The organism is Flavobacterium endophyticum, from assembly GCF_003634455.1.
GTDB lineage: Bacteria > Bacteroidota > Bacteroidia > Flavobacteriales > Flavobacteriaceae > Flavobacterium > Flavobacterium endophyticum.
This window is the reverse complement of sequence record NZ_RBLC01000004.1, coordinates 124,158-148,376: the sequence shown is the minus strand read 5'-3', so window position 1 is coordinate 148,376 and position 24,219 is coordinate 124,158. Positions and strand designations below refer to the sequence as shown.

18 protein-coding genes are annotated in these 24,219 nt (G+C 38.8%); 14 read left to right on the top strand and 4 right to left on the bottom strand.

The features are described 5' to 3' along the window. Nucleotides 1–43: 43 nt before the first annotated feature. Nucleotides 44–2,341, bottom strand: a complete 2,298-nt coding sequence (locus CLV94_RS13755) for an oxidoreductase (RefSeq protein ID WP_121377074.1) — start codon at nucleotides 2,339–2,341, stop codon at nucleotides 44–46. A gap of 90 nt (nucleotides 2,342–2,431) precedes the next feature. After that, nucleotides 2,432–3,037, bottom strand: a complete 606-nt coding sequence (locus tag CLV94_RS13750) for a flavin reductase family protein (protein WP_121377073.1) — start codon at nucleotides 3,035–3,037, stop codon at nucleotides 2,432–2,434. 211 nt (nucleotides 3,038–3,248) lie between these two features. Between CLV94_RS13750 and CLV94_RS13745 the strand changes: the two genes are divergently transcribed. The 9 genes from CLV94_RS13745 to CLV94_RS13705 all read left to right on the top strand — a co-directional run bounded on the left by CLV94_RS13745 (nucleotide 3,249) and on the right by CLV94_RS13705 (nucleotide 15,170). Next, nucleotides 3,249–3,470: a helix-turn-helix domain-containing protein gene (locus CLV94_RS13745; protein WP_121377072.1), complete on the top strand. Its 222-nt coding sequence runs from the start codon at nucleotides 3,249–3,251 to the stop codon at nucleotides 3,468–3,470. A 464-nt stretch (nucleotides 3,471–3,934) separates the two neighbouring features. Then, complete coding sequence (locus CLV94_RS13740; protein WP_121377071.1) at nucleotides 3,935–4,576, top strand: DUF6266 family protein; 642 nt, start codon at nucleotides 3,935–3,937, stop codon at nucleotides 4,574–4,576. A 239-nt stretch (nucleotides 4,577–4,815) separates the two neighbouring features. Next, nucleotides 4,816–6,411: a hypothetical protein gene (locus tag CLV94_RS13735; protein ID WP_147406633.1), complete on the top strand. Its 1,596-nt coding sequence runs from the start codon at nucleotides 4,816–4,818 to the stop codon at nucleotides 6,409–6,411. A 101-nt stretch (nucleotides 6,412–6,512) separates the two neighbouring features. Then, on the top strand, nucleotides 6,513–7,547 hold the full coding sequence (locus CLV94_RS13730; RefSeq protein WP_121377069.1) for a PIN-like domain-containing protein: 1,035 nt from the start codon (nucleotides 6,513–6,515) through the stop codon (nucleotides 7,545–7,547). Further along, nucleotides 7,540–9,687: a helicase HerA domain-containing protein gene (locus tag CLV94_RS13725; RefSeq protein ID WP_121377068.1), complete on the top strand. Its 2,148-nt coding sequence runs from the start codon at nucleotides 7,540–7,542 to the stop codon at nucleotides 9,685–9,687. Before CLV94_RS13730 ends, CLV94_RS13725 begins: the two co-directional genes overlap by 8 nt. Further along, nucleotides 9,671–11,050 carry a DNA double-strand break repair nuclease NurA gene (locus CLV94_RS13720; RefSeq protein ID WP_121377067.1) on the top strand — a complete coding sequence of 460 codons (1,380 nt, stop codon included), beginning with the start codon at nucleotides 9,671–9,673 and terminating at the stop codon, nucleotides 11,048–11,050. Before CLV94_RS13725 ends, CLV94_RS13720 begins: the two co-directional genes overlap by 17 nt. After that, nucleotides 11,043–12,167, top strand: a complete 1,125-nt coding sequence (locus tag CLV94_RS13715) for a DNA methyltransferase (RefSeq protein ID WP_121377066.1) — start codon at nucleotides 11,043–11,045, stop codon at nucleotides 12,165–12,167. The genes CLV94_RS13720 and CLV94_RS13715 overlap by 8 nt, the downstream gene beginning before the upstream one ends. A gap of 2 nt (nucleotides 12,168–12,169) precedes the next feature. Then, nucleotides 12,170–14,029: an AAA family ATPase gene (locus CLV94_RS13710; protein ID WP_121377065.1), complete on the top strand. Its 1,860-nt coding sequence runs from the start codon at nucleotides 12,170–12,172 to the stop codon at nucleotides 14,027–14,029. Next, nucleotides 14,022–15,170 carry a hypothetical protein gene (locus tag CLV94_RS13705; RefSeq protein ID WP_121377064.1) on the top strand — a complete coding sequence of 383 codons (1,149 nt, stop codon included), beginning with the start codon at nucleotides 14,022–14,024 and terminating at the stop codon, nucleotides 15,168–15,170. Before CLV94_RS13710 ends, CLV94_RS13705 begins: the two co-directional genes overlap by 8 nt. A 40-nt stretch (nucleotides 15,171–15,210) precedes the next feature. Here CLV94_RS13705 and CLV94_RS13700 read toward each other — a convergent pair whose 3' ends face one another. Continuing rightward, nucleotides 15,211–15,558 carry a DUF2200 domain-containing protein gene (locus tag CLV94_RS13700; protein WP_121377063.1) on the bottom strand — a complete coding sequence of 116 codons (348 nt, stop codon included), beginning with the start codon at nucleotides 15,556–15,558 and terminating at the stop codon, nucleotides 15,211–15,213. A 114-nt stretch (nucleotides 15,559–15,672) separates the two neighbouring features. Here CLV94_RS13700 and CLV94_RS13695 point away from each other — a divergent pair, with 114 nt between their 5' ends. From CLV94_RS13695 to CLV94_RS13685, 3 genes are all read left to right on the top strand, one after another. Continuing rightward, nucleotides 15,673–16,635 (top strand): DUF4421 family protein, encoded by a 963-nt coding sequence (locus CLV94_RS13695; RefSeq protein ID WP_121377062.1) that lies wholly within the window; start codon nucleotides 15,673–15,675, stop codon nucleotides 16,633–16,635. Between the two features lie 174 nt (nucleotides 16,636–16,809). Further along, the gene (locus CLV94_RS13690) at nucleotides 16,810–19,425 is read left to right on the top strand and encodes a DUF7619 domain-containing protein (protein WP_121377061.1); all 2,616 of its coding nucleotides are present in this window, start codon (nucleotides 16,810–16,812) and stop codon (nucleotides 19,423–19,425) included. A gap of 212 nt (nucleotides 19,426–19,637) precedes the next feature. Continuing rightward, the gene (locus CLV94_RS13685; RefSeq protein WP_121377060.1) at nucleotides 19,638–20,543 is read left to right on the top strand and encodes a glycerophosphodiester phosphodiesterase family protein; all 906 of its coding nucleotides are present in this window, start codon (nucleotides 19,638–19,640) and stop codon (nucleotides 20,541–20,543) included. Between the two features lie 8 nt (nucleotides 20,544–20,551). Here the strand turns inward: CLV94_RS13685 and CLV94_RS13680 are convergent, their stop codons facing one another. Then, the gene (locus CLV94_RS13680; protein ID WP_121377234.1) at nucleotides 20,552–22,150 is read right to left on the bottom strand and encodes a DUF6377 domain-containing protein; all 1,599 of its coding nucleotides are present in this window, start codon (nucleotides 22,148–22,150) and stop codon (nucleotides 20,552–20,554) included. Between the two features lie 450 nt (nucleotides 22,151–22,600). Here CLV94_RS13680 and CLV94_RS13675 point away from each other — a divergent pair, with 450 nt between their 5' ends. Beyond that, nucleotides 22,601–23,119, top strand: coding sequence for a DUF5004 domain-containing protein (locus CLV94_RS13675; protein ID WP_121377059.1), 519 nt, complete (start codon nucleotides 22,601–22,603; stop codon nucleotides 23,117–23,119). 4 nt (nucleotides 23,120–23,123) lie between these two features. Next, nucleotides 23,124–24,203, top strand: coding sequence for a hypothetical protein (locus tag CLV94_RS13670; RefSeq protein ID WP_121377058.1), 1,080 nt, complete (start codon nucleotides 23,124–23,126; stop codon nucleotides 24,201–24,203). Nucleotides 24,204–24,219: the final 16 nt, after the last annotated feature.

Here is a 24,219-nt window from a genome sequence, read left to right as displayed (position 1 = left end):
ATGACGGTTCTGAACTCTAAAATCGAAATTCTTAATTCCTAAATTATTTTTTATGGCTTTCCGGTTTCAACGCTTTCTTCATTCCTTCTACAGCTTTTCTTTCGCTCAACTTATACGGATAAAGGTGTGAGACTCCTGCTTCGTACTGCTGCGGGATGTCTTCTGTGGGATATTGTTCGTAAGCTTGTGCATTTCTGACAAAGCCTGGATCTAGCAATAACGGTCTTCCTAGGGCTACCAAATCGGCTCTTCGGTTCAGGATGATGGTGTTGATCTGATCGATGTCTTGTATGGACCCCGCCGTAATCGTCGGTACGTGAACAGAATTTCGTACGGCATCTGAAAAAGGCGTCTGGTACATCCTGCCATAGGCGGGTTTTTGATGGCTGACGGTATATCCTGAAGATACGTTGATGATGTCGGCTCCGGCTTTTTTAAAGGCTTCGGCTATTTCCAGCACTTCTTCTGACGTGATGCCGCCTTCGGCCCAGTCGGAAGCAGAAATCCGTACGGATATCGGACGGTCGGTATTAAAGTTTTCTCTGATGGCCTGGAATACTTCTAACGGAAATCGCAGTCTGTTGGCTGTGCTTCCGCCATATTTGTCGTTACGGGTATTCGTCAGCGGCGATAGGAAAGAGGCGAGCAGGAATCCATGATGGGCCTGCAGCTCGATCATGTCGAATCCGGCTTGCTCGGCATTTTTTGCGGCTTGTGCAAATTGTGCCAGTACAGTATCCATATCCTGTCGGTCCATTGCTTTCGGTACAGGCATCTTGCTGCTGTATGGAATGGCAGAAGCAGACAGCAATTCCCATGGATTTTCTAACGGTTCGTTATAGCCTTCCCATGGCATTTTTGTAGCGCCTCTTCTTCCAGAATGCCCTAGTTGGATGCCGATCTTGGCCTTGCTGTTTTGGTGTACGAAATCCGTAACTTTTTTCCAGCTATCTATCTGTTGTTGAGTAGTTATCAGTGGACAACCTAAAGTAACTTTTCCTTCTTCAGAAACGGCTACGGCTTCCGTAAGAATAAGGCCGACACCGCCTATGGCACGGCTGCCGTAATGTACCAAATGCCAGTCAGACACGAGGCCGTCTTTGGCAGTATATTGTTCCATCGGAGCCATGACGATTCGGTTGTTCAAGTGCATCTTGCGCAACTGGTAGGACGTAAAAGCCGGAGGGGTTTTTAGGTTCTCGCTCGCTACGGCCGTATTGAATTCCTTAAGCACGGCATCGGTAAAAGAGTCATCCCTGATGGCAAGGTTCTCAAAAGTGACTTTCTTGGAGCGGGTCATGACGCCAAAGGCAAACGGCAAGAAGTCTTGCTGGATGTGCCTGTCGATGTCCTCAAACCATTCCAAAGAAACCTTGGCGGCATGCTGTATCATCTCGACGCGCTTGCGTCGGTTCTTTTCGTAGGCTTGGAAAGCCTGCGGGATGTCGTTCGGATGGGCTGCAATGGCATCGGCTAACGCAATGGCGCATTCCATCGCGAGCTTGGTACCCGAGCCGATAGAGTAGTGTGCGGTAGCTTTGGCATCACCCAGCAGCACGATATTGTCTTTGTGCCATACGGCATTGGTAATAACCGGAAAGTTCCTCCAGTGCGATTTGTTGGAGATCAGCCCGTGGCCGTCGAGTTCTTTTTTGAAAAGTTCTGACAGTTTCTGGATGGTATCTTCTTCGTCTTCGGTCACAAAACCTGCCTTTTCCCACGTCTGTGGCGAAGTCTCGAATATCCAGGTACTTTTTCCTTCTTCGTACTGATAGGTATGGGCCACGATAGGACCGTAAGGCGTATTTCTGAAAAAATAGGTAAAGGCATCGAGCGGACGGGTAGAGCCCATCCAGACAAACTTGTTTTTCTGCAGCACCGAAGTAGTGCCAAAATCGTCTGGGTATTGGTCGCGTATGGCGCTGTTGATGCCGTCGCTGGCCACGATCACGTCAGAATCCTTAAATTGCGACAGGTCGTCGACATTGTGGTCGAAATGCAGTCCGACGCCTTCTTCTTGGCAGCGCTGCTGCAGGAGCTGCAATAGGGTCTTGCGGGAACAGCCACAGAAGCCGTTTCCGGTAATGCGTACCTTTTCGCCGTCGCGCACAATATCAAGGTCGTCCCAATAAGCAAAGCGGCTGCGGATCAGCTCGTAGGACTTAGGGTCGCGCGTAAGGAACTCGCTCAGCGTCTCGTCCGAAAAGACCACGCCAAAGCCAAAGGCATCGTCGGCCTTGTTGCGTTCGTAGACGTCGATCTGGAATTCCGGATTGGCTTTCTTGGATAGTATGGAGAAGTAGAGTCCTCCGGGACCGCCACCTATTACGGTTATTTTCATTTTTTTATCTTTTTAATCTTTACCCGTACCCTGTCAGGGTTTTAAACCCTGACAGGGTACGGGGTAGGTTTGGTTGGATGATGTTTTATTTTATCCTCTCTTGACCGCGAACAGTTCTCCTAATTTGGAGTAATTGGCTCCTGCGAGCCTCGATACCGGCCTGTAGACGTCTAAGTTGATCTTATGGTCTTCGAGCAGCACGGCTTCGTCGAAATGGAACATGACGATTCGGCCGACGACCATCGTAGCGCCTCCGTATTTATGGTTTTCCAGCGAATAGTGGTGCACTACCTCGCATTCAAACGTAATCGGGCTTTCTTTTACTCTTGGCGGCTTGATCTTGACCGAAGGCAGGGGCGTAAGCCCGGCCAGCTCGAATTCGTCTATGTCGGAATGTACAGACTGTGCCGTGGCATTCATGGCTTCTACGATTTCTTCGGTAACCATGTTTACGACAAACTGCCCGGTTGCCAAGGCGTTGTTCAGGGTGTCTTTTTTATGCTGGTTGCCGTGTGCCGTAGAGAACATGACATGAGGCGGATCGTCGCCAATGACGTTAAAGAAAGAAAAAGGGGCAAGGTTGGGTATGCCTTCCTCGCTTATGGTTGAGATCCAGCCGATCGGCCTCGGGATGATGGCTCCGGTGATGAGCTTGTAGATGGCTTTTTGGTCCAGTTCTTCAGGGTTGAATTCCATTTTATTTGCGTTTGTACAAATTAAAGGAAATTTTTAGAATTATTTTTAAGGGAATGTATTTTTGGGAAGGGAAAATTGTGAAATGTGTAAAATGATTTAGGATTTATGAATTAGGATTTATGGTTGAGGGCTGGGATGCAATAAAGGGGCTGGTTGTGGCGTTTTGGTTGAACGAATTTTACCCCACTTAATATTAAATATATGCAGCAAAATGGAAAAAAACAACATCCCCAAAAGAACTGACATCGGCGACTACTGGCTTGACAGCTCGGATGTCAAAAGAATGTTCAACATCAGCGACAGCACCCTGTACCGCCTGAGAATCAGCAAAGAAATTCCTTTTACAAAGATCGGCGGCAAGTTCGTCTATCCGAAAAGCTTTTTCGTAAGCACGTTGGGCAACAGGTGCCGAAATAAAGGCCAAGGTTTCTAAGCTTCTTGTCTCACAGGACAGCTTCTCTTCACAACCTTCGGCTGACCATCCCAAACACTTCAAGCGATAAACAAAATTGTATATAATACACCGTATTGTTTATGATTATTGCTTATCCTGCTCTCCCCATTCCCAAATCCTAAATCCTAATTCCGAAATCATAAATCATAAATCCTAAATTCGTAATTCCTCATTCCACTTTTCTCCCACCTTTCTTCGCAAAAACACCTCTTTTTCCGAACGTGACCAAAACATGACCAAAACATGACTGGAACAAAACGGCCTTTTTTCTGGAACAACCGGTCAAAATCGGTCAAAAGCAGCCAATTTCGGTCATTGCCCGTCAAATCATTTCAATACCGTTCAAAACCCGTCAGGGCCTTTGTTTGCCGTATCGGCTGCTGTACTTTCGTTTCAGATAAGCTCCACGAGGGGGCTTTAGTAACCCTAAAAAATAGATAAAAATGGGTACGTACAATAAGGGAATTTTAGGTGCCTTTTCAGGCAAGGTCGGTACGGTAGTAGGTGCCAATTGGAGAGGCAAGGACGTGATGCGCAGCTTGCCGAAAAAGACGGGCCGCATCGCGACGGACAAACAGGAGATGCAGCGCCTGCGTTTTCGTACGGTTGCGAATTTTTTACACGATTTGAGGCCTGTCATGGGACGTTATTACGGAATAGCGATGGGCGACAAGTCGAAGAACAACTTGGCGACTTCGTATCATATGAAGGAGGCGCTGGTGCAAATCGACGACAGCGTTGAGATTCTTTTGAACCGAGTGCAGATTACGCGCGGCGTGCTACTGGGATTGCAGACGCCAGCGGTTGCTGCAGAAGCGGGCGGTATCTTGAAGTTTTCTTGGACAGACAATTCGGGACAGGGAACGGCCAAAGCAACCGACCGACTGCTGGTGGCGGTCTATGATCCGATAACCGACAAATTTGAGACGATGGAAAAGGCGGGATTGCGTTCGGCACTGTCGGCTTCTGTAACCCTGCCGGCGCCTTTTGTCGGTTCGCAGGTGCACTGCTGGGCGTCTTTTGTTTCGGAAGACGACAGGCTGTATTCTACCAGCGTATATCTGGGTGAGATTGAAGCGGTGTAGTCGGTTGTATAGGGGTACGGCGGGAAAAGCCTCGGAGGAAACTTCGGGGCTTTTTTTGATGTCTCTTATTGAAATTTTAACTTTTTTTAAGAGAATGAGGAAAACCGTAAGGGATATTTATTGGCTATGCGTACTATTGCAATAAGCAGTACGCATGTACTGCAATTGCTACAAAAAGAAAACAAAGCTTACCCTACGTATCGAGATTAATTTATTTATAAACTAAAACTCTAGAAGTTATGAAGCGGTTATTGTTTTTTTTAGCAGTAGTGTGCTGTCCTTTTTGGATGTGTGGCCAAAAAGAAGGAAGCAAGAAATTTAAGGATGTTCTAGATCTTGATGCCATCAAATCAGATCAGGAATTTTATTCACAGGCCATTATCCAGTTCCAGATCTTGCAAAAGATTCTTCCCAAATACAGTATCATCAAGCATCTTCCTCCTAAAGAGCTTACTAATCTTCCGCTCAAGAGGACAACGGCAAGAGACAAGCCTGCCTTTGATATCGATAACGGAGCGGCTACCGTGATATTGTTTCCTAATTCTGATGATTCTGACGATACAAACTACGAAACGAATCCGGAACTTAATTTATTAGGCGTAGATCGCTGCGAATATAAGCTTCCATTAAGCCTCAGTGATCTTGACGGCGGATTCCAGTTCAATCATTATATGTTTAAATCGTCTAACGAGGCCGCAATCAATGCGTTTGGAATTTTAAAAAACGGCTACGAGTCGGAATCGATTTATATCGTTATTGATTACATCCAATATAAGGATAATTTCTGCACCGGACTTCCTAAGATACGCTATGGCGTAGGAATCCGCAGCGAAATCCGCATCAGCAACTGGAGCAATAAGACGGACATTAAAGAGAGCAGTCTGGCCAGTCTAGCGGCTAATGCAGAAATCAATTCTCTTAAAGTCAATATTACCGTCAAGACTATCGGAATTACTGGATTGGGGTCTAAGCTGAATATTCCGAATAATACGAGTTTTAATGTAGATACGTATGCCGATTATCAAAAAATCATTGATTTTATCAGAACATTCGACGAAAAGAAAAAGGATTCTAAAGAAAACAAAAAGCTTCTTAGCGGAAAAGAGGCAATATATCCGGCTTCCGTCGATTCTACTATCGTATTCAAGCCGCAGCTGATTCCTGTAATGGATGAATACCGTACTTCTATTACCCAATCCTTTAAGCCCTATTATGCGGCCTTAGAAGATTTAGAAAAACGCCTTAAAAAACTACGAAGGGCAAAGGGTAGGTATCAAAAGTATATAAAAGGAGATACTAAGATTGATACTGCGATGGTGACTATCTATGAAGAAAAAATCAATTCTGTGATTAAGGAAATGGAGATTATCAGAGACCGAAAAGAAAATTTGCTTAATGCGAATATTTATAATGGTGATCTTGAACGATATGTCAAATTGCTGATGATATTAAACCGCACTTCTGATAAAAAGATAAAAGAAGTAGTTGCAGATACTACGCAAGCTAATAAGCTTATAAATATCAAAAGCAATGATGTCAATTCTACATTTGGCTTATCAGACAAGCGAATTGAAGCCAATTATTTTAAGAATGAAGGGTATAATTTTTTAATAGCCAAAGATATTAACAAGGCAATCGATGCTTTTCAAAAGGCTGAAGATACTAATAACGGACATGATAATGTGTATGAGATTTTACTTTATCTAAAACCAATTCAGAAAAAAGGAGGGACTCTTGACTGGAAGGCTATTTATAATAAAATGCATGTTTCTTTTGGTTGGAGAATGCCGAGGGAGATTAAGGATAAATTTAAGGAGTTGGAGGGAGTAAATTAATAAAATATAAGGTTATAGTTCTAAAATCTAAAACCAATCATTTAATTAATTATATTTCAACTCTTTTTTAATTAAAATATAGTTTTGATTAATAAGTACCTATGAAAAGCAAATTAAGTGAATATTACAAGTTAAGTGAATCAGAAATCAAAGAGCATTGGGAAAAAGATATTTTCTGTTTTGATGCCAATGTTTTATTAAATCTATATCGTTATTCTCCAAAAACAAGAGAGGCTTTTTTTAGTTTATTAGAGAAAGTTAAAGACCGTATTTGGATTACATATCAAGCTGCCTTTGAATATCAAAAAAATAGACTCGTTGTAATAAATGCACAAAGAGAAGCTTATAAAGATATTAGGGAAACCCTGACTAAAAAGAAAGGCGAAATAGAAGCTAAACTCAATAGCTTTAAAAAACATCCTTATTTACAAACTACAGAACTAAAAAAACAAATTGAATCTGCTTTTGATTCTATAGGTCGTGATTTGGATAATCTTGAAGGCAAGCATCCCGATTACTTAGAAAATGACCCAGTTTGGGATAAACTAAGTACTTTATTAAACGGAAAAGTTGGAGACGATTTTTCTAAAGAAGAGTTAGAAAAATTATATCGAGACGGAAAAAAGCGATATGATGAAAAGGTTCCTCCCGGATATATGGATATGAAAGAAAAGCAAAATGAGGGTAATCGATCATTGTATGGAGATATAATTGTTTGGAAACAAGTAATTGAAAAAGCTAAAATACTAGATACTTCCATAATTCTTATTACCGACGATTTAAAAGAAGATTGGTGGTACAAATTCAAAGGAAAAACTCTAAGTCCAAGACCTGAATTAATCAAAGAGTTTAAAGAAGAAACTACAAAAAGAATCAATATTTATCAAGCCGATAAATTTCTTGAAATGGCTAATAAAAACTTATCTCAACACACTACAAAAGAAGCCATTCAGGAAGTTAGAGATATACGCATAGCTGATGAACAAGACATTGAAAAGACTCTTAAAAAAATATTTAAAAATATAACTGAGAATTTTTATGAAAATACTCCAGCGCAATTTAAAAACAAAAAAAGTGATTTTGAATTGGCGATAGAAGAAAATATAAATAACAATAAATCTGAGACTAATGAGTGATTTTGAAAACATTATAAATTCTTTTCATGAAGACCAACCAAAAAATGATGCCAAGGAATGGTTTTCTAAATTAATTCAGGAAGATCAATATATTGGCGATTTATATGCTACTAATTATGAAGAATCTAAAGTTTTGGTACATGACACCTATCGAGAAAAGGTAGGTGGAATACCTAGTCTTTGCTTCTTAATAGCAACACGAATCAATCTCAAAGAGGACATTGATTATAAAAGAGAAGATGCTTCAATAATTCTATTAAGGGTAGTTGATTCTACCACAATACCGCAGGATGGAGAAGTAGAAAGAGTAAGAGTACAAACAGCTCAAAGAGTAACAGGTTTAACTGATAAACACTGGGATCATTCAGAATACATGGACGAAAAAACCCGATCTGTTTTTGGGTTTGCGGGTATTGCCTGCAGAATTGTAGGAACATTTTTTTTAGAGAAAAATAATAATGGAAACTTAGAATTAAAATTTGGAACAGATCTTTCAAATTTCTATTCAAACATGGCACTAAAAGTATATAAGCCAAAGGGAGATGCTTTAGGAGTTTTTGCAAATTATGTTGATCCTAAAAACATAAAAGACCACAAAGATGATTTTGGAAATACCCAATCAGTCAAGTTAGGAGAAATTCGATATGCTTCTACAAATAGAAAACATCAGGGAATCGATAATGTAGCAACTTATATTTTCCCGGCAGATTTATTATCGCAAAAATCAGCTTTGTTTGGAATGACAAGAACTGGAAAATCTAATACGACAAAAATTATAGCAAAATCAGTTTATGAATTAAGACACCCAAAAGACACTAATACAGATAAGCCTTTACGAATTGGACAAATTATTTTTGATCCTAATGGTGAATATGCTAACGAGAACGTACAGGATAATAATTCAGCATTAAAGAATATTTGGCAATTGTTACCAAAAGGGAAAAAGGAAGATGAAATTGTTACTTATGGTATTCATTCACACGATAATGATCCTGATAGGAAAATGATGCTTCTTAATTTCTATCTTGATGACAATCTCCCAATTGGAAAGGATATAATAGATGCTTCATTCAGAAAAGGAGAAGCAAAGTTTATCGAAAACTTTAAACAAGTTTTTTTTGAAAAACCGGAAGAATCTGATAAAAGTGCAACAACAAGATATAATCGCAGAGTATTGGCTTACCGCTCATTACTTGCAAAAGCTGATTTTGAAATCCCGTCTAATCTAAATTTTTCAACTGCAGGCTTATTCAAAGCAGAATTATTTGATGGACGTCCCAATGCTAGAAATACATCTGAACGTTTTAACGGAATGCTAAATGTTCAATCAGATACAAATAATGCAGCGAAATATCAATCAGCAGCAAAAATATTTCAGTCCAATGATTCATCGCTTAAAAGTCTTGCCACTGCATTTTCTACACTTTATGATTTCATGAAGACTGAAGAATATAAGGCATTTGATAGATGGTATATCGATCAGAGCTCGACAGGAGAAAGTTGGGCAGATGGAGATTTTGAAAAAATTCTTGAAATGCTTTGGAGACCTAATGGAGCGAAACAAATCGGAGCAGTAAGAGATAATCATTCATCTTCTACAACTTCTGATTATGCTGAGGACATTTACAATGATTTAGTCAAGGGTAAGCTTGTTATTATTGACCAGTCAAGTGGGGAGCCTTTATTAAATAAATCATCTGCAGAGAGGATTATGTGGTATATATTCAGAAAAAATCAAGAAGCTTTTAGATCAGGTCAATTACCATCTGAAATATTAGTATATGTTGAAGAAGCACACAATATTTTACCTGCAGGAAGTGATTTGGATTTAACAGACGTTTGGGTTAGAACAGCTAAAGAAGGATCAAAATATCATATTGGGATGGTTTATGCAACACAGGAAGTTAGTAGTATTCAAAAAAATATTCTTCGTAATACAGCAAATTGGTTCATATCTCATTTAAACAATACTGATGAGACAAAAGAATTGGTAAAGTATTATGATTTCATTGATTTTGAGCCATCAATCAGGCGAGCACAGGACAAAGGTTTTCTAAGAGTAAAGACATTAAGTAGTCCTTTCATTGTCCCTATGCAAATAGATAAATTTGAAATTAAATCTGATGAACAACGAAAGTAATTCTTCTCACAGCTCATATGAACCATTACGAAGGTTAATATCTGATGCAAAAATTTCTGAACTTCGTTCCCAAATAAAAGTTCGAGCTGATATAGAGGATATTGATTGGAATGAAAAAACTATTCCTCTTTCTTCTTTGGAACAATCATTTTGGAAACCCCAATTGATTATAGCAATTGATGGTGACTATAGTAAGCAATCAATAACTAATGGGTTTCCTGGAGCTGAAGTTGGGTATATAACTATTTCTACAGTAGTTATTTTAATGGATAAGTTAAAAAAACTAGAAAATAGTCGTTTTGTCGATCCTAAACTTTTTAGAGAAACAGAGAAAACCAGATGTATTGATAGCCTAATTGTGGGTTGTAATGTTGTTCTAAATGGTGAAACATCTGCCAAATCTACAATGAGGAGAATATTATTTAATAAGTTGAAAGAAGAAAAAATATTTGATAATACTGAGACTTTACTTGATACTTATGAACATCTCTTAAAAATTAAAAGAGAAAGGGGAAACTCAAATGCTCCTGATTGCCCTAATGATAATTGTGACGCAAAATTAGAAGATGGGTATGGAGAATATACCTGTAAGAGTTGTGGAGGAAAACTTTACTCAACAGATGCTTTAAGATTACATGAGCTAATGAAACCATCCGGCACAAATGGAGAAATGTATGGACAAATTATGGAAACAATAAAAAAACTCCAGCTCATCCATTTATTAAGATCATTTGAACAAACAGAAGATTGGTTTACAACATTAAAAAATATAGCATTTTTTATGGAGGGAACTTTAGCCGTATTTAGTTCTTCTTCATGGCTAGCCAAATGTTTTAGAATAGAATTAGAGCGAATCAACAGTAAAGTAAAAGAAAATTGTGGACAAGATCTATTAATTATGGGTATTGAAAGAACAGGGAATTTTGTAAATCATTTTGAAGATATAGATACGCAAAAGGATGGTCGTGATGATAATTTCCCAAATCAATCTGCATTTCTTTTAACGAATGATTATATAAAAAACAATATTGTTTTAAATGAAAACCCAGATTTTATCTATTTAAAAGACACTTCATTTGGGCGTAAATTCTTTTATAAAACAAAATCAGGATATAGAGTTGTACCATCTATAGCTACCTTTAGTAACTATCAATCTGAAGTCTCAACCGCATACACTGCTCAGTTTCCGAGATTAGCAGATTGTTTAGCATTACTAGACAAACTGGTATCTGCAAGATATAATAATTCTGTGATGCCTTTAGCAACAGCACATTCAGAAGCTGCTATACCACTTAACTTAGGCAAAACAATTTTTGACGAAATAGCAAGAGAAATAAGAGCAAATTCATCCAACAATGATTAAAATTGACGACATCGTAAAAGGACAGCAAACAGCTGAATCACGTTGGGCAAAATTTGGCCCATATTACGCTATGTTCCCAATAGATTTTGCATTCAAAGTAGTAAAACAGTATTCCAGAAAAGGAGATTATATTATTGATCCATTTGCAGGCAGAGGATCCAGTATTTTTGCTGGTGGAGTACTTGAACGATATAGCTTAGGAATAGAAATTAACCCTGTTGGGTGGCTTTATGGGTCTACTAAACTCAACCCTGCAGAACAACAATTAGTTCTGGATAGATTAGAGTCTGTTTACAAATTAAGAAATCGTTATACAAAATCAATAGAAAAGCTTCCTGAATTTTATAGGTTGTGCTATTGTGACGAAGTTCTAAAATTTTTGTTGGCTGCAAGAAAAAATTTGAAATGGCAAACAAACTCAGTAGACGCGACATTAATGTCTATTATTATAGTCTATTTGCACGGAAAACTTGGAGAAGGATTGTCTAATCAGATGCGGATGACCAAAGCTATGGGAATGAACTATTCCATTGAATGGTGGAGAGAAAAAGGTTACTTATCCCCTCCTGAAATAAATCCTTTGGAATTTCTTTCTAAAAAAATAAAATGGCGGTACAAAAAAGGAACTCCCAAAATTGTTGACAGTTCTATATTATTTGGAGATAGTACAGATGAATTAGAGAAAATTACACAAAGAGCAAAAGATTCTGAAATAAAATTCTCATTATTATTTACTTCTCCACCATATTGGTCTATAACAGATTACTATGCAGATCAATGGTTAAGATTATGGATGCTAGGAGAATCAGCTATTCCTAGATCTAACTCACACAAGCATAAAGGCAGGTTTGGTTCTAAAGTAGAATACTATAACCTTTTAGACAACATTTTTGGCTACTGCTCGCAAATTATGGATCCGGAACGTAGTACAATATATGTTAGAACCGATGTCCGAGAATATACTTTTAATACCACGTTGGAAATACTAAAAAAACATTTTCCATTGCATACTGTAACAATCAAAAAACAGCCTTTTAAAAAGAAGACTCAAACACAACTTCATGGCAATACTTCTAAAGAAAATAGCGAAGTAGATATAATATTGACTAAAAGATAATTATGGAATTTCTATACATCTACATTAAACAGTATAAAGGAATCAATAATATAGGAATCAACCTGAGTAATGAGTTTAAATTTAGGTTTGATGAGGATAAAAATGAACTTATTATTTCAAGTGCAGAACACTATATACCTGATTTTTTTGGAAAAAACATCACTAATCTAACAGCAATTATTGGTGAGAATGGAGCCGGAAAAACAACTGTTTTAAGATATATTGTAGAATATTTATCTGCAGGAATCCATAATCATAATGATGAAAATGGTATTGTGTTTCTTAGGGAAAGAGGTCAATTATTTTATTTTAGTATAAATGACATTATCATTTCATCGCAAGAAAATATTAAAAGTCCAAAAAGAATCTTCGATCCCGAAGACATTAGATCTTCTTTAGTAACTATTTTTTTGTCTAATGTTTTCGATCCAACTTCTTATTATACACATGATTATCTTCAGGGGCAGCTAGCTGGAACTAAAAATCTGTCAACACAATATTTGTTATATACTGATTATCAAAACAGAACCGGAGAAGATGCTATGAGAAGAGACCTTACATATGATCAACGTTTTTCTGCATTTGCTGCGGAAGAAATGATTAGGATGGTAAGACTTTTAAGATGGATAGGTCAGAAAGAAGAGAAAGGAGTTCCATTTCCGGTAAATCTTCCATCCCATCTCAATATCTCTTTAGTTTTTAATGAAAATGAGGAATATCAAGATATACTCAAAGAAATCAGATATGCTTCCGAAGGTTATTTTAACATAAGAAGAAGCGAAAGAAACATGTTTTTGATTAACGCATTTATTGCTTCTATTGCATATATTCTAAATGAGACTAAGTTTATTGTGGGTCCAGAAATAGTTGCTCATAAATATCGAAGTGTGCCTGAAAGAGTATTAGAATATCTGAATACACATAAATACAGAGATACTAAAAATGAAAACTCTATTGTACCAGAAATACATGATATTTTTTATTCTGTTTTAAGAGATGATGAATTTCAAATATTAAACAAAACAATTTCTTCTATACAAGGATTTTTAGAGGGACTAGATAAATTTGTTCATGGAAGAAATATCTATACATCCAAAGATAATAATTCAATTTCAGTAGAACTTACAAAAGTAAATAAAGGAAATCTGGAGACTTTAATTGATGAATATTATGACACTAAAGGAATCTCTAGTTATGTAGACTTTTTCTTTAGCCACTCACCAGGTACAAATTCTTCTTTGAGTTCTGGTGAATATGCATTATTATTAGTTTTTTCAAGATTAAATAGTATTAAAGTTGATTCTAGAAAACCTTTAATCATTTTAATTGATGAAGCAGAATTAGCGTTACACCCTCAATGGCAAAAACAGTTCATTAGTCATTTTGTCGATTTTATTGAAACCAGATTTAAAAATCATAAGGTACAAATTATTCTTACTGCACACTCCCCTTTTATTCTTTCAGATCTTCCGTCAAATTGCATTGTTTTATTAAAAAAGGAAAATGGAAAGACAATTACATTTGATAGTCTCCAATCAACAAAAGAAACATTTGGCGCAAATATCCATGAATTATTCACAGACGCCTTTTTTCTACAAGATGGATTAATGGGAGAATTTTCTAGAAAAAAAATTAGTGATCTTATTAATGAGATTAATCAACAAGAACAAATTACTATAGAAGATTTTGATAGTAAATATAAAAACAGGATTGAAATTATTGGAGAACAATTTTTAAAAGCGAAAATATTGGAATTAGTAGCTGAAAAATCTGACATTCAGCTCATAGATAAAATTATTGACAGAAGAAATAATGAGATAGAAATATTACGTCAAATTAGAAATCGCAAAAAGGATGATTAAAATAATACACCCTAATCTCGAAAAAATAGCCGAAAAATATTTTGATGATATAAAAAATAAATGCATTGAAAGAGCAATATATTTAAGGAAGAATCTAAATGTAATTTTTAATGGGCTTTCTCATATTGATCTTAGAAATGATCCATTAAATGGTAATTCAAAAAAATCGCTTTCAAATTTGCTTTTATTACCAGCAAATAAATTAGAGGATCAAAACAATTATCATCAATTAGTTCTTGCAAACTGTCGCCCTTGGGTCGGCACTTATCAAAATGCTATTGAATTAATTACTGATTATTTAAGTATTGAAGATAATCTTAAAGAATTAATCTTGTGTTCTCCTGAGAATTCTATACAAATTGAAACGGACATTAAAAATCATATAGGTGTAAATAATGTTAGTTATGAAGCTATCTCATCTGTTATAAATAAAATTATAGATTATTCGTTGTTTGATGATCTCGCTTATGGCATATCGAGTGAACTAGGTTATAATACTTGTCCTTATTGCAATCGTAGTTATATTCATACTATTATTGACAAGCGTAAAAAAGGATTAATTCGTCCAACTTTTGATCATTTTTTTTCACAAACAGATCATCCTTTATTGGCATTGAGTTTTTACAATTTAATTCCTAGTTGCTATTATTGTAATTCCAGCCTAAAAGGAGATAGAGTAATGGAATTAGGCACTCATTTGCATCCTTATTTGGAAGGTTTCGGAAATGATATAAAATTTCACATTCTAATTAAAGACAATAAACCTGATAAAAGCCATCCCGAAAATTATCATTTATTCTTAGAAACAGAACTAGAGGATTTTCAACCAAAATTTCAAAAAACATTTTTCAGTAGGACTCCTAATATTGGTGAACACAGAGGGAATATTAATCTTTTTAAATTGAATGAAATTTATAATGCTCATAAAGATATTGTTGGAGAACTAATTGTAAAATGTGATAGTTTAAGTATGGGCTATGCCGATTCTTTAAATGGATTTTTTTCTTTACTTAAAACAAATAAAGCAGAATTTTATAGATTCTATTTTAGTAACTATTTTCATGAAAATGATTTTCATAAAAGACCGTTAGCTAAAATGTCAAAAGATATTGTGAGCAAAACATTACCGTATTTTTTATAAGATTATGAGTAATAAAAGTTGTAAATAATTGGAATATTTTTTACTCTCTCAAAATCTTCTCCATTGCCTTTCCTTTAGCGAGTTCATCAATCAGCTTGTCCAGATAGCGGATCTGCTGCATCAGCTTGTCTTCAATGTCTTCTACGCGATAGCCGCAGATAACGCCTGTAATTTTTGACGCATTGGGAGGAATCTGGGCATTGGCAAAAAAAGTTTCGAAATTGGTCTTCTCGTCAATAATCTGCTGCAGTGCCTTTTCATCATAGCCCGTAAGCCAAAAGATGATGGCATCGACTTCCGCTTTGGTACGTCCCTTTTTTTCTGCTTTGTGGATATAATGCGGATAGACGCCCGCAAAAGACATCTTAAATACTCTAGTGTTGTCCATGGGTTGGTGTGCTTGATAAGGCAAATTACAAAAAATGTGGCACTATAAAAAACAGGAATTGCATTAAGTTTCGTGTCAATTTAGTACATTGCATAGAGGATAGCACAATATCTTATGGTAAAATACGCCTTATTCTTTATCGTCTTTTTTACTGCTTTCTGCCAGGCGCAGACTGCTGATTCGATTCCTGCGGCTGCAACCGCTATAGAAAAATACAGCGACCACGTTAAGCTGCGTTTGGGATTCAGCAACAGCTTTAATTCCTTCCATATCAAAGACGCGGCAAGCCGTCTCGATTTTACGCTGTCGCCCAACCAGCGGCTGCGGTCAACGCTTACGCTGATGTATAAGTTTATCGAGATCGATTTGGGCTATACGCCGGAGTTTATTCGTTTTAACAAGGACGATGCCATCCGAGGGCGCACGAAGTTTTATAATTTTGGGACGCGGTTTTACTTGGGTCCTTGGATGCAGGAACTACAATATGCCAAGACCAAAGGCTTTTATGTAGATCGTGACGACATAGGGTCGGACGAAAACATCTTGTTTCCGCATTTCCAAGTACAGAAGATAGGAGGGAGCAGCTCGTATATCTTTAATCGGGAGTTTTCATTCCGCGCTATCTTTCTGCAGAGTGAATGGCAGCGAAAAAGCGCGGGCAGCTTTGTGCCCAGCATCAGCTATTATTTTACGACCATTAAAAATAACGATCCGAGCGAAGACCATATCCTTGATATTGCTGTAGGTCCCGGTTATTATTACAATTGGGTGATCCAAGACAAGTTTCTTGTTTCGGCAGGCGGCTATGGCGGCGTGGGCTATAATAGGTCCAAGACCGTTTATAGCGACGGCACGCCCGACGAGACTTTTGACGGGCTTTCGTTTCAGGCCCAGTTTCGGCTTACGCTAGGCTATAATTCGGAACGGTTTTATGCGGGCGCTGCTACGAGCCTGAACTCATTTTCATACAGTTCTGAAGCGAAGATTCATGTACAGGATCAGCAGCAGTTTTTGGAGTTTTATATCGGGTATCGTTTTAAGGCGCCGGAGAAGGTGAATCGGTTGTTTGGGAGATGATAGTGGATAGTGGATAGTGGGAAATTGATAGTGGAAAGTGGATAGTTTGGGGTTGGGTTGGAAAATAAGAAATGGATTACGAAAGTTGCTGTTTGTTAAAAAATCTTTACCATAACTTTTATAGTTTTTCTTTTTTATGATTTTTTTAAGATATATTTACGGTAAATATTCTGTATGAAAAAATTGTACTTTGCTGTTTTAGGGTTCTGCTGCTGGCATGGAATGAACGGGCAAGGACTTCATATACCGGATTCAAATTTTAAGTCAAAGCTGCTGTCTGCCAGTACAGGCAATAAGGTGGCCAAAAACTTAGAAGGAGAGTTTGTGTCGATTGACGGCAACAACAACGGGGAGATTGAAGCTTCAGAAGCCAGTGCTGTTGCTTACCTGAATATTGCTTCATCGTCTATTGCCGATTTGTCTGGTATCGAATATTTTACGGCATTGAAGTATCTGGCTTGTAATGACAATGAGCTTATGTCGCTGGATGTAAGCGGTTCGCCTGATTTAGAATACCTGTACTGTTCTACTAATGTACTGACTCAACTGAACCTTTTGGGATGCAACCGCCTTCGGGATTTGGAGTGCAGCCATAACCGCCTGACGTCCTTAGACGTATCTGGAAAGGCTTCACTGCGTGACGTGAAGTGTGATACGAACGAACTGACATCATTAGTCCTTGCAGGCAGTCCGATCAAGGAACTGCACTGTGGCTATAATCTTCTTGTCCAGCTGGACCTTTCGGGTCAGACAGCTCTGGAATCGCTTAACTGTTCAAACAACCGACTGACAGCCTTAGACCTTTCGGGGTTGGCCAGCCTAGAACGGCTGCTGGCTCAAAACAATAGATTGATAACGATCAGCGACCTTGTAGGATTTCGCAATTTGAAATCGGTACAGGCAGGCAATAACCGCATGCGTTCGCTCGTTGTTTCATGTCCGCTGCTCTCTGAATTGGGCGTACAGGACAATCAGCTCGAAAGCCTTAAGGCGTATGGCTGCCCAGCGCTTAGTCTTGGTGAACGCGGCCTGAATTTTAGGAATAATCCATTAACACTGCTGGATGTTCGAGGCTATGAAGGACTGACTTCTATTGCCTGCAATAACTACGGACTGACGGGCGCCTTGACGGTCATGGCCGACCCAACAGTAAGCTCGATACTTTTTAACGACAACAGGCTGACCTCGCTGGACGTTTCTCAATGTCTTGGTGCAGAAGTGCTGAGTTTTAAATCCAATCCGCAGCTGGCTACGCTTTTTATAAAAAATGGAAAGAACAACCATTCGTCTGTAGCAATGGCCTTGCCGACCGTACCGCGTCTGCGTTATATCTGTGCAGATGAAGGGGCAGAGACGACACAGCTGCAGCACTTGATTGCTGCTACGGCCGGACGCCAATGCGAAGTGAATTCGTATTGTTCTTTTGCACCAGGTGGACGTTATTATGCCGTAGAAAGCGTCACTGCTTTTGATAACGACAATAATGGCTGTGAAGCAAACGATCCTGGCTTTCCTTTTGCCGGATATAAGGTCGTTAACGGAACAACAGAAACGATCTATCTGTCGGATCGTACCGGTAAATACAACCTGCCATTGCAGTCTGGCAATTCGGTCATTACGCCCTTGCTGGCTGATGCTTCGTATTTTATGGTTACGCCGCCGAGTGCCTCGGTTACGTTTCCAAGTCAGAACAGCGCACAGAATCCGCATTTCTGCATTAGCCCTAAAGGGAAATATGCTGATTTGGAAATCGTGATGCTGCCTTTAGGGGATGCTATTCCGGGATATGCCAGCAGTTATAAGATTATGTATCGAAACAAGGGAACCGTCGTACAGTCGGGTAGTATAGGATTGCAGTTTGACGCTCCTGTCCTTCGTCTGGGTGTTTCAGTGCCGCAAGCGGTGCAAGAAAGGCCAGACCGTCTGTCATGGACTTTTTCTGAATTGATGCCTCTTGAAATGCGTACGATTGTGTTGAGCTTTACTCTGAACACGCCGACAGATACTCCTGCGTTGAATGCTAACGACGTCCTGAAGTATACGGCCAGCGTAACCACTCCAGCGCTCGATGCATCGCCAGAAGATAATGTCATTTCCTTACGCCAGAAAGTAACCAATTCTTTTGACCCAAATGACAAGACCTGCCTGCAGGGAGACCGGGTTTCTACAGAGTATATAGGACAGTATGTGCACTATATCGTCCGTTTTGAGAATACCGGAACGGCCATCGCCAAAAATATCATAGTAAAAGACATTATCGATACAGATAGGTTTGATATGAGAAGCTTGGAGCCTATCGAAAGCAGCCATCCTTTCACGACCAAGATCAGCAACGGGAATACGGTTGAGTTTGTGTTTAAGGATATCGACCTTCCTTTTTATAACGACTTCAACGACGGCTATGTGGCGTTCAAGATCAAAATCAAACCCTCGCTGGCTGTCGGGGATACTTTTAGCAACAGTGCCAGCATCTATTTTGATTATAACCTGCCAATCTTGACCGACCGTATTGTTACGACTATAGAGTCGCTAAGTACGCCAGGCATTGATTTATCAGACCGTTTCTCAATCTATCCGAATCCGTCAAAAGGACTGCTGCATCTTGAAAACAAGGACAATATTGTGCTAAAGTCAATTTCGGTATACAACATGATGGGACAGCCTGTACTAATCATAAGTAATGCAGCAGCTGTTAACTCTGTGGATATTTCTGACTTGGCTTCTGGAAGTTATGTAATGAAAATCTATTCGGAACAAGGCAGTGCCGTTGGCAAGTTTGTCAAGGAATAAGGATAGAAACATAATAATTATTACGATCAATGTATGGAACAGGATTGGAATTTCTACCAACCTAGTTCCGGTTTAAATAAAATAATAAAAGCCTTTTGAGGAAATTGGAAAGGCTTTTATGAAAGTAAGATTGGCAAAAAATCGAAAAGGCTTATATTTGCAATACGGTCTATACGTACTGAAAAAGTCCGAAGCATACAATCTTAAAGATAATGAAAAACTACAGCATCCTTTTTTTGAGCGCGCTACTAACAACGGCCAGCTCTTGCAAGCCAACCAACACATCCACTGCAAAAATACCTGCTATTGAAGTACAAGGCCATAGGGGAGACCGCGGTCACTTTCCAGAAAACAGCCTTGAGGCTTTCCGAAGCGCTATTGATAAAGGCGCCGATGTCATCGAATTAGACGTGGTAATTTCTCAAGACCGAAAAGTGGTAGTTTCGCATGAGCCTTTTATGTCGTCTGAATATGTACTGCTGCCTGATGGGACGCCCTTGACACGCAAGACAGAAAGAGGGTATAACTTGTATTTGATGGCGTATGACAGCATCCGAAAATTTGATATCGGTTCAAAAGGAAATGTACATTTTCCGGAACAGCAAAAAATAAAAACCTATAAGCCGCTGCTTTCGGAACTGATAGACGATATGGAAGCTTACACTGCCAAGAATAGAAAAAACAAGCCTATCCGCTATAATATAGAAATCAAATCAGGCGCCGATCAATATGATTTATCACAGCCGCAGCCTGATGTATTTGTAGATTTGGTGATGAAAGTCGTCAAAGAAAAAGGCATCCAGAGTAAGATCAATATACAGTCTTTTGACGCTCAAATATTGAATGCGCTCCATAAAAAATACCCTAACATCAAGATTGCCTTTCTTACTGGAGATAAAGGACTGGCTAAGAATTTGGCCAAGTTGAATTTTAAGCCAGAGATTTACAGTCCGCATTACGGACTTGTAGACCAGGCATTAAAAGATTCGCTCAAGACATTGAAAATGCGTCTTATTCCGTGGACCGTAAACGAAGAGAAAGATATCGACCGAATGATCGAGCTGCACGTAGACGGCATCATTACGGATTATCCGGAACGGGTGTTGAAAAAGCTCTAATACGATGATTATATCGTCTTGATTTCCATTATCTTATCCTCAAATACTTCTTTGTAATCGGATTTGCTTTTTATGCGTGCCTTATACGTGTATATGGTTGATACGGAAAGTTCTAGAAAGTCGGCCATCTGGCTGGAATCTTGGATTCCCAAACGATAAAGGGCAAAGATTCGCAATTCTGTATTGAGCAACTCGCCTTTTTTGATAATGCTTTTATTTTCAGGAGAAAAGAGTGCGTTAAAATCAGTAACGAAAGTAGGGAAGAGCTTTAAGAAAATCTCATCGAACTGGTGGAACAGGTGTTCGCGTTCTAGCCTCACATCGTATCTCTTGAGGCTTGCAATAACCTCATCGGTTTTTTTGGAAATGATTTTCTGTATGGTGCTCTTCTGGATATGATCGATCTTATTGATCAAGTCGGAAGTCGCTTTTATAAAATACGTAATATATTCTTCCTTAATCGTATTGGCTTCGCTGAGGCTGATGTTCATTTCCTGCAATTTGCTGTAAGATGCTGCCATGGCTTTTTTGGAGGCATTCTTCTCTTTAAGCTGCTTAAAGATAATTACGAGAAAAAGAATAATAATCAGGGCTAGGACAGTAAGAAGGATTACGATTTTTTCGAGCATGTCGTTTTTATCGTTTACCTTATTCAGTTGTGCCTTTTCGATAATCGGAAGTATAGACGATATTTCGATTTTTCGGTGTCTTGCATTATAAAAAGTAGCATCGTCCATAGCCAAGTTGATGTATTCGTTGGCTTTTTCTAGATGGCCCATCTTAAATAACTCGTTAGCCAGATTGCGAAGCGCTACGGTTTCTTTGGTCGCATTCTTTACGTCGGCAATGGCGGCAAGTGCCAGGTATTCTATCGCTTTTTCGGTAAATCCTCTTTCCGAATAGATATAGCCAAGGCTGGAAGTAGCAATTCCGTAGTATTCCGCAGGTAGCTTAAAATTATTGATCCAATAGCTGAAGGCAAATTCGGCACCTTTCCAATCTTGCTGCTTCATTCTTTTTAGGCTTTCTGTAGCCCAATATTCGTTGGTATTGGTATTGATCAAGGCCAATGCTTTTTCAAGATAAAGATTCCCGTTCTGCACATAATTGATGTTGTAGCGCTGGTCTTTGTTATAGTCTGCCAGATCGTAGTAGGCGCGGGCTTTTACCGAATAATAATCAAACTTGCTGTTCTGGTCAAGCTTTGCGGCATCAATACTGTTGAGCGTATCTATGGCTTCTTTAAACAGTCCTGACGAAAGCAACACAAAACCTTCCTTAATCTTTGCCTTGTCGACCAATTGAAAATCTTTGAGACCTAAGGCTTCCGATTTGGCTTTTTCGAGATAATAATAAGCCGAATCATATTTAAAAGAGCGGTATTCGTCAAACAGCAGCATGTAATTAGAATACAGATTTTTCTTGTCGCGGCTCAGGGTAAATTTGTGGATATTGATCTTGAGCGCTTTTATCTTCGCATATTTCTGCTTCATATAAACTTCTTTGTGAAGAAGCGCCTTATCCAGATCCTTAAGCACGGGGTTTATGTCTTTAGCGGCAAGGGTAGCTCCGCTTAGAAAAAAGAATAAAATAAGTAGTCTGCACATGGTCATGTTTGGCTAGGGCTGTGCCCATTTTTAAGCTGTTTTCAATTTAAGTGGTGTTCTTGGCCAGCGGGAAATTATTGAAAGAGATTGTGTTATCCTTTTCCGCTTAAGATTGCCAATAAAGTGTTTTGGTTTTGCTAAATGTACAGCAAAATTTTATAATTCTATAAAAAATTGCGGATATATATGTGTTATCCAAAAAAATAAGCTTCTTTAATTTTCATATTGTCATTAATTTAAGTTTTAGAGGGTCTTTTTTACCTATACAGCATCTTGATTTTTTTTTGACTCATTATTTGTAAATAATTGATTTTAAAAGTGTTAATTCAGATGTGTAGTCTTTATAACCTTGATTTTTCTCCTATCATTTTCTTAAGACTAATTTAACATCTAGCTTCGTTATGATTCTTTTTTGAAGAATAATACTACTAACAAAAAACCAAAAAACGTATGAGATGTAAAATTATTTACCTGCTGGCTTTCGTCGGTTTTCTTGCGCTCGGATGCAACGAAACAGATGACGGAAATCCTACCGATCCGATTACCTTATATGAAAAAGTAAACGGAGAGTGGGGACTGATGAGCCTGAAGATGGTCGATGAGTTTGCGAAGTCAAATGCTGTAGAACCCTCTGAGCAAAACTTGAGCACACTCTTTAATTATGAGGATTTCAAGATCCGATTTTCCGTTGACTCTAAAATGGAGCCTACTACTTATGAAGTACTAGGCGACGTGCCTCCGTTGTTCGCGCCAAGCGGCTATTGGAAACTAAGTGCCGCTTTCCAGCCGGCCCGTGCCGAAGGAGTACTGATCTATCTGTATAGCGATGCGGCCAAGACGCAGCTGAAGGATGAGCTGCGTCTTATCTCAGTTCCGGGAAGCAACGAAGAGATGGAATTCCAGCTGACGCGAGTTTCTAACGGAACTGCCTTTGTGTCCTATTTATTCAAATTAAGCGCAATCCATTAACGATATGAAAAAAATTATACTTCTATTGCTGTTTATTGCCATGATGGCTCCAAGCCAAGCAATTGGGCAAGAAGCTGCTGGTCCTATAGCTTCTATTTCATCCTATCCTGTGATTTATAAATACGATGAACAAGTTACATGGTATTTTGATCTTTCAAGCACCACATTTGCCCCTGAAAGCGATGTGTATCTTTGGATCTGGTCGCCGACCGAGCCTGATGCTGGCAACTGGGAAAACTCTTCTGAATTTGCCAAGCTTACGTATGAAGGCAATATGGTTTGGAGCTTTACGCTCACGCCAACAGCCTATTTTTCTACAACCGCTGAAGCCATTGCGGCAAGCGCCGGATTCTGGTTTCGTTTGAAAAACAAGACAGGTACCAAACAGAGCGACGTGGCTCAGGTAGCCTATACTAGCTTTTCATCTTTTTATACGGCCAATGAGCTGATCCGATCGTATCCGACAGCACCTGTTATAGACAAAGGATTAAGTATCTTATTTAACTCAAACTTGGTTCCTGGGTTTGCCGATGCGACAAGTGTGCATTTTCATAGCGGACTTAATAATTGGGCGGTATTGCAAGAATACCAAGCCTGGCTGCCAGATGTCGTGGAAAAGACCAAGCTGAAAAATTTAGGCGATGGTTTTTATAAAATGGATCTTATCCCGTCTGAATATTACAACACCGAAGACGGCTATGTGATGGACAATATCGTCTTTTTGATGGTCAAAGACAATTGGGCGGCAACCACTCCAGATCAGATTATCCATGCAGGAGAATACATTCCGCCGCCACCGCCGGAATTCCGATTCTTTCCGATGCAGTTAAGCCAAAAAGACTTTTTGGGCATCATCAGGAAAAATAACGAACCTGGAATAAACAAGCTCATTTATACAATTACTGCGGGCAGCCGTATCCTCACAGGAGAATTTACAGGCGGTACCAGCGAAATCAAAGGTTTTGTGAATCTGGTTTCTGAACTCAACGGAGTACAGGGACTGAGCGAGATCCATGTCTTGGTCAAAGACAATACAAACAGGACTATTTCTGACACCAACATTCCTCTCAAAACCACCGACTAACAGCAACTAAAACTAA

What these genes read in the sequence shown, in the direction of transcription:
- CLV94_RS13755 (WP_121377074.1), bottom strand. Translation starts at nt 2,341, where the DNA reads ATGAAAATAACCGTAATAGGTGGCGGTCCCGGAGGACTCTACTTCTCC.
- CLV94_RS13750 (WP_121377073.1), bottom strand. Translation starts at nt 3,037, where the DNA reads ATGGAATTCAACCCTGAAGAACTGGACCAAAAAGCCATCTACAAGCTC.
- CLV94_RS13745 (WP_121377072.1), top strand. Translation starts at nt 3,249, where the DNA reads ATGGAAAAAAACAACATCCCCAAAAGAACTGACATCGGCGACTACTGG.
- CLV94_RS13740 (WP_121377071.1), top strand. Translation starts at nt 3,935, where the DNA reads ATGGGTACGTACAATAAGGGAATTTTAGGTGCCTTTTCAGGCAAGGTC.
- CLV94_RS13735 (WP_147406633.1), top strand. Translation starts at nt 4,816, where the DNA reads ATGAAGCGGTTATTGTTTTTTTTAGCAGTAGTGTGCTGTCCTTTTTGG.
- CLV94_RS13730 (WP_121377069.1), top strand. Translation starts at nt 6,513, where the DNA reads ATGAAAAGCAAATTAAGTGAATATTACAAGTTAAGTGAATCAGAAATC.
- CLV94_RS13725 (WP_121377068.1), top strand. Translation starts at nt 7,540, where the DNA reads ATGAGTGATTTTGAAAACATTATAAATTCTTTTCATGAAGACCAACCA.
- CLV94_RS13720 (WP_121377067.1), top strand. Translation starts at nt 9,671, where the DNA reads ATGAACAACGAAAGTAATTCTTCTCACAGCTCATATGAACCATTACGA.
- CLV94_RS13715 (WP_121377066.1), top strand. Translation starts at nt 11,043, where the DNA reads ATGATTAAAATTGACGACATCGTAAAAGGACAGCAAACAGCTGAATCA.
- CLV94_RS13710 (WP_121377065.1), top strand. Translation starts at nt 12,170, where the DNA reads ATGGAATTTCTATACATCTACATTAAACAGTATAAAGGAATCAATAAT.
- CLV94_RS13705 (WP_121377064.1), top strand. Translation starts at nt 14,022, where the DNA reads ATGATTAAAATAATACACCCTAATCTCGAAAAAATAGCCGAAAAATAT.
- CLV94_RS13700 (WP_121377063.1), bottom strand. Translation starts at nt 15,558, where the DNA reads ATGGACAACACTAGAGTATTTAAGATGTCTTTTGCGGGCGTCTATCCG.
- CLV94_RS13695 (WP_121377062.1), top strand. Translation starts at nt 15,673, where the DNA reads ATGGTAAAATACGCCTTATTCTTTATCGTCTTTTTTACTGCTTTCTGC.
- CLV94_RS13690 (WP_121377061.1), top strand. Translation starts at nt 16,810, where the DNA reads ATGAAAAAATTGTACTTTGCTGTTTTAGGGTTCTGCTGCTGGCATGGA.
- CLV94_RS13685 (WP_121377060.1), top strand. Translation starts at nt 19,638, where the DNA reads ATGAAAAACTACAGCATCCTTTTTTTGAGCGCGCTACTAACAACGGCC.
- CLV94_RS13680 (WP_121377234.1), bottom strand. Translation starts at nt 22,150, where the DNA reads ATGTGCAGACTACTTATTTTATTCTTTTTTCTAAGCGGAGCTACCCTT.
- CLV94_RS13675 (WP_121377059.1), top strand. Translation starts at nt 22,601, where the DNA reads ATGAGATGTAAAATTATTTACCTGCTGGCTTTCGTCGGTTTTCTTGCG.
- CLV94_RS13670 (WP_121377058.1), top strand. Translation starts at nt 23,124, where the DNA reads ATGAAAAAAATTATACTTCTATTGCTGTTTATTGCCATGATGGCTCCA.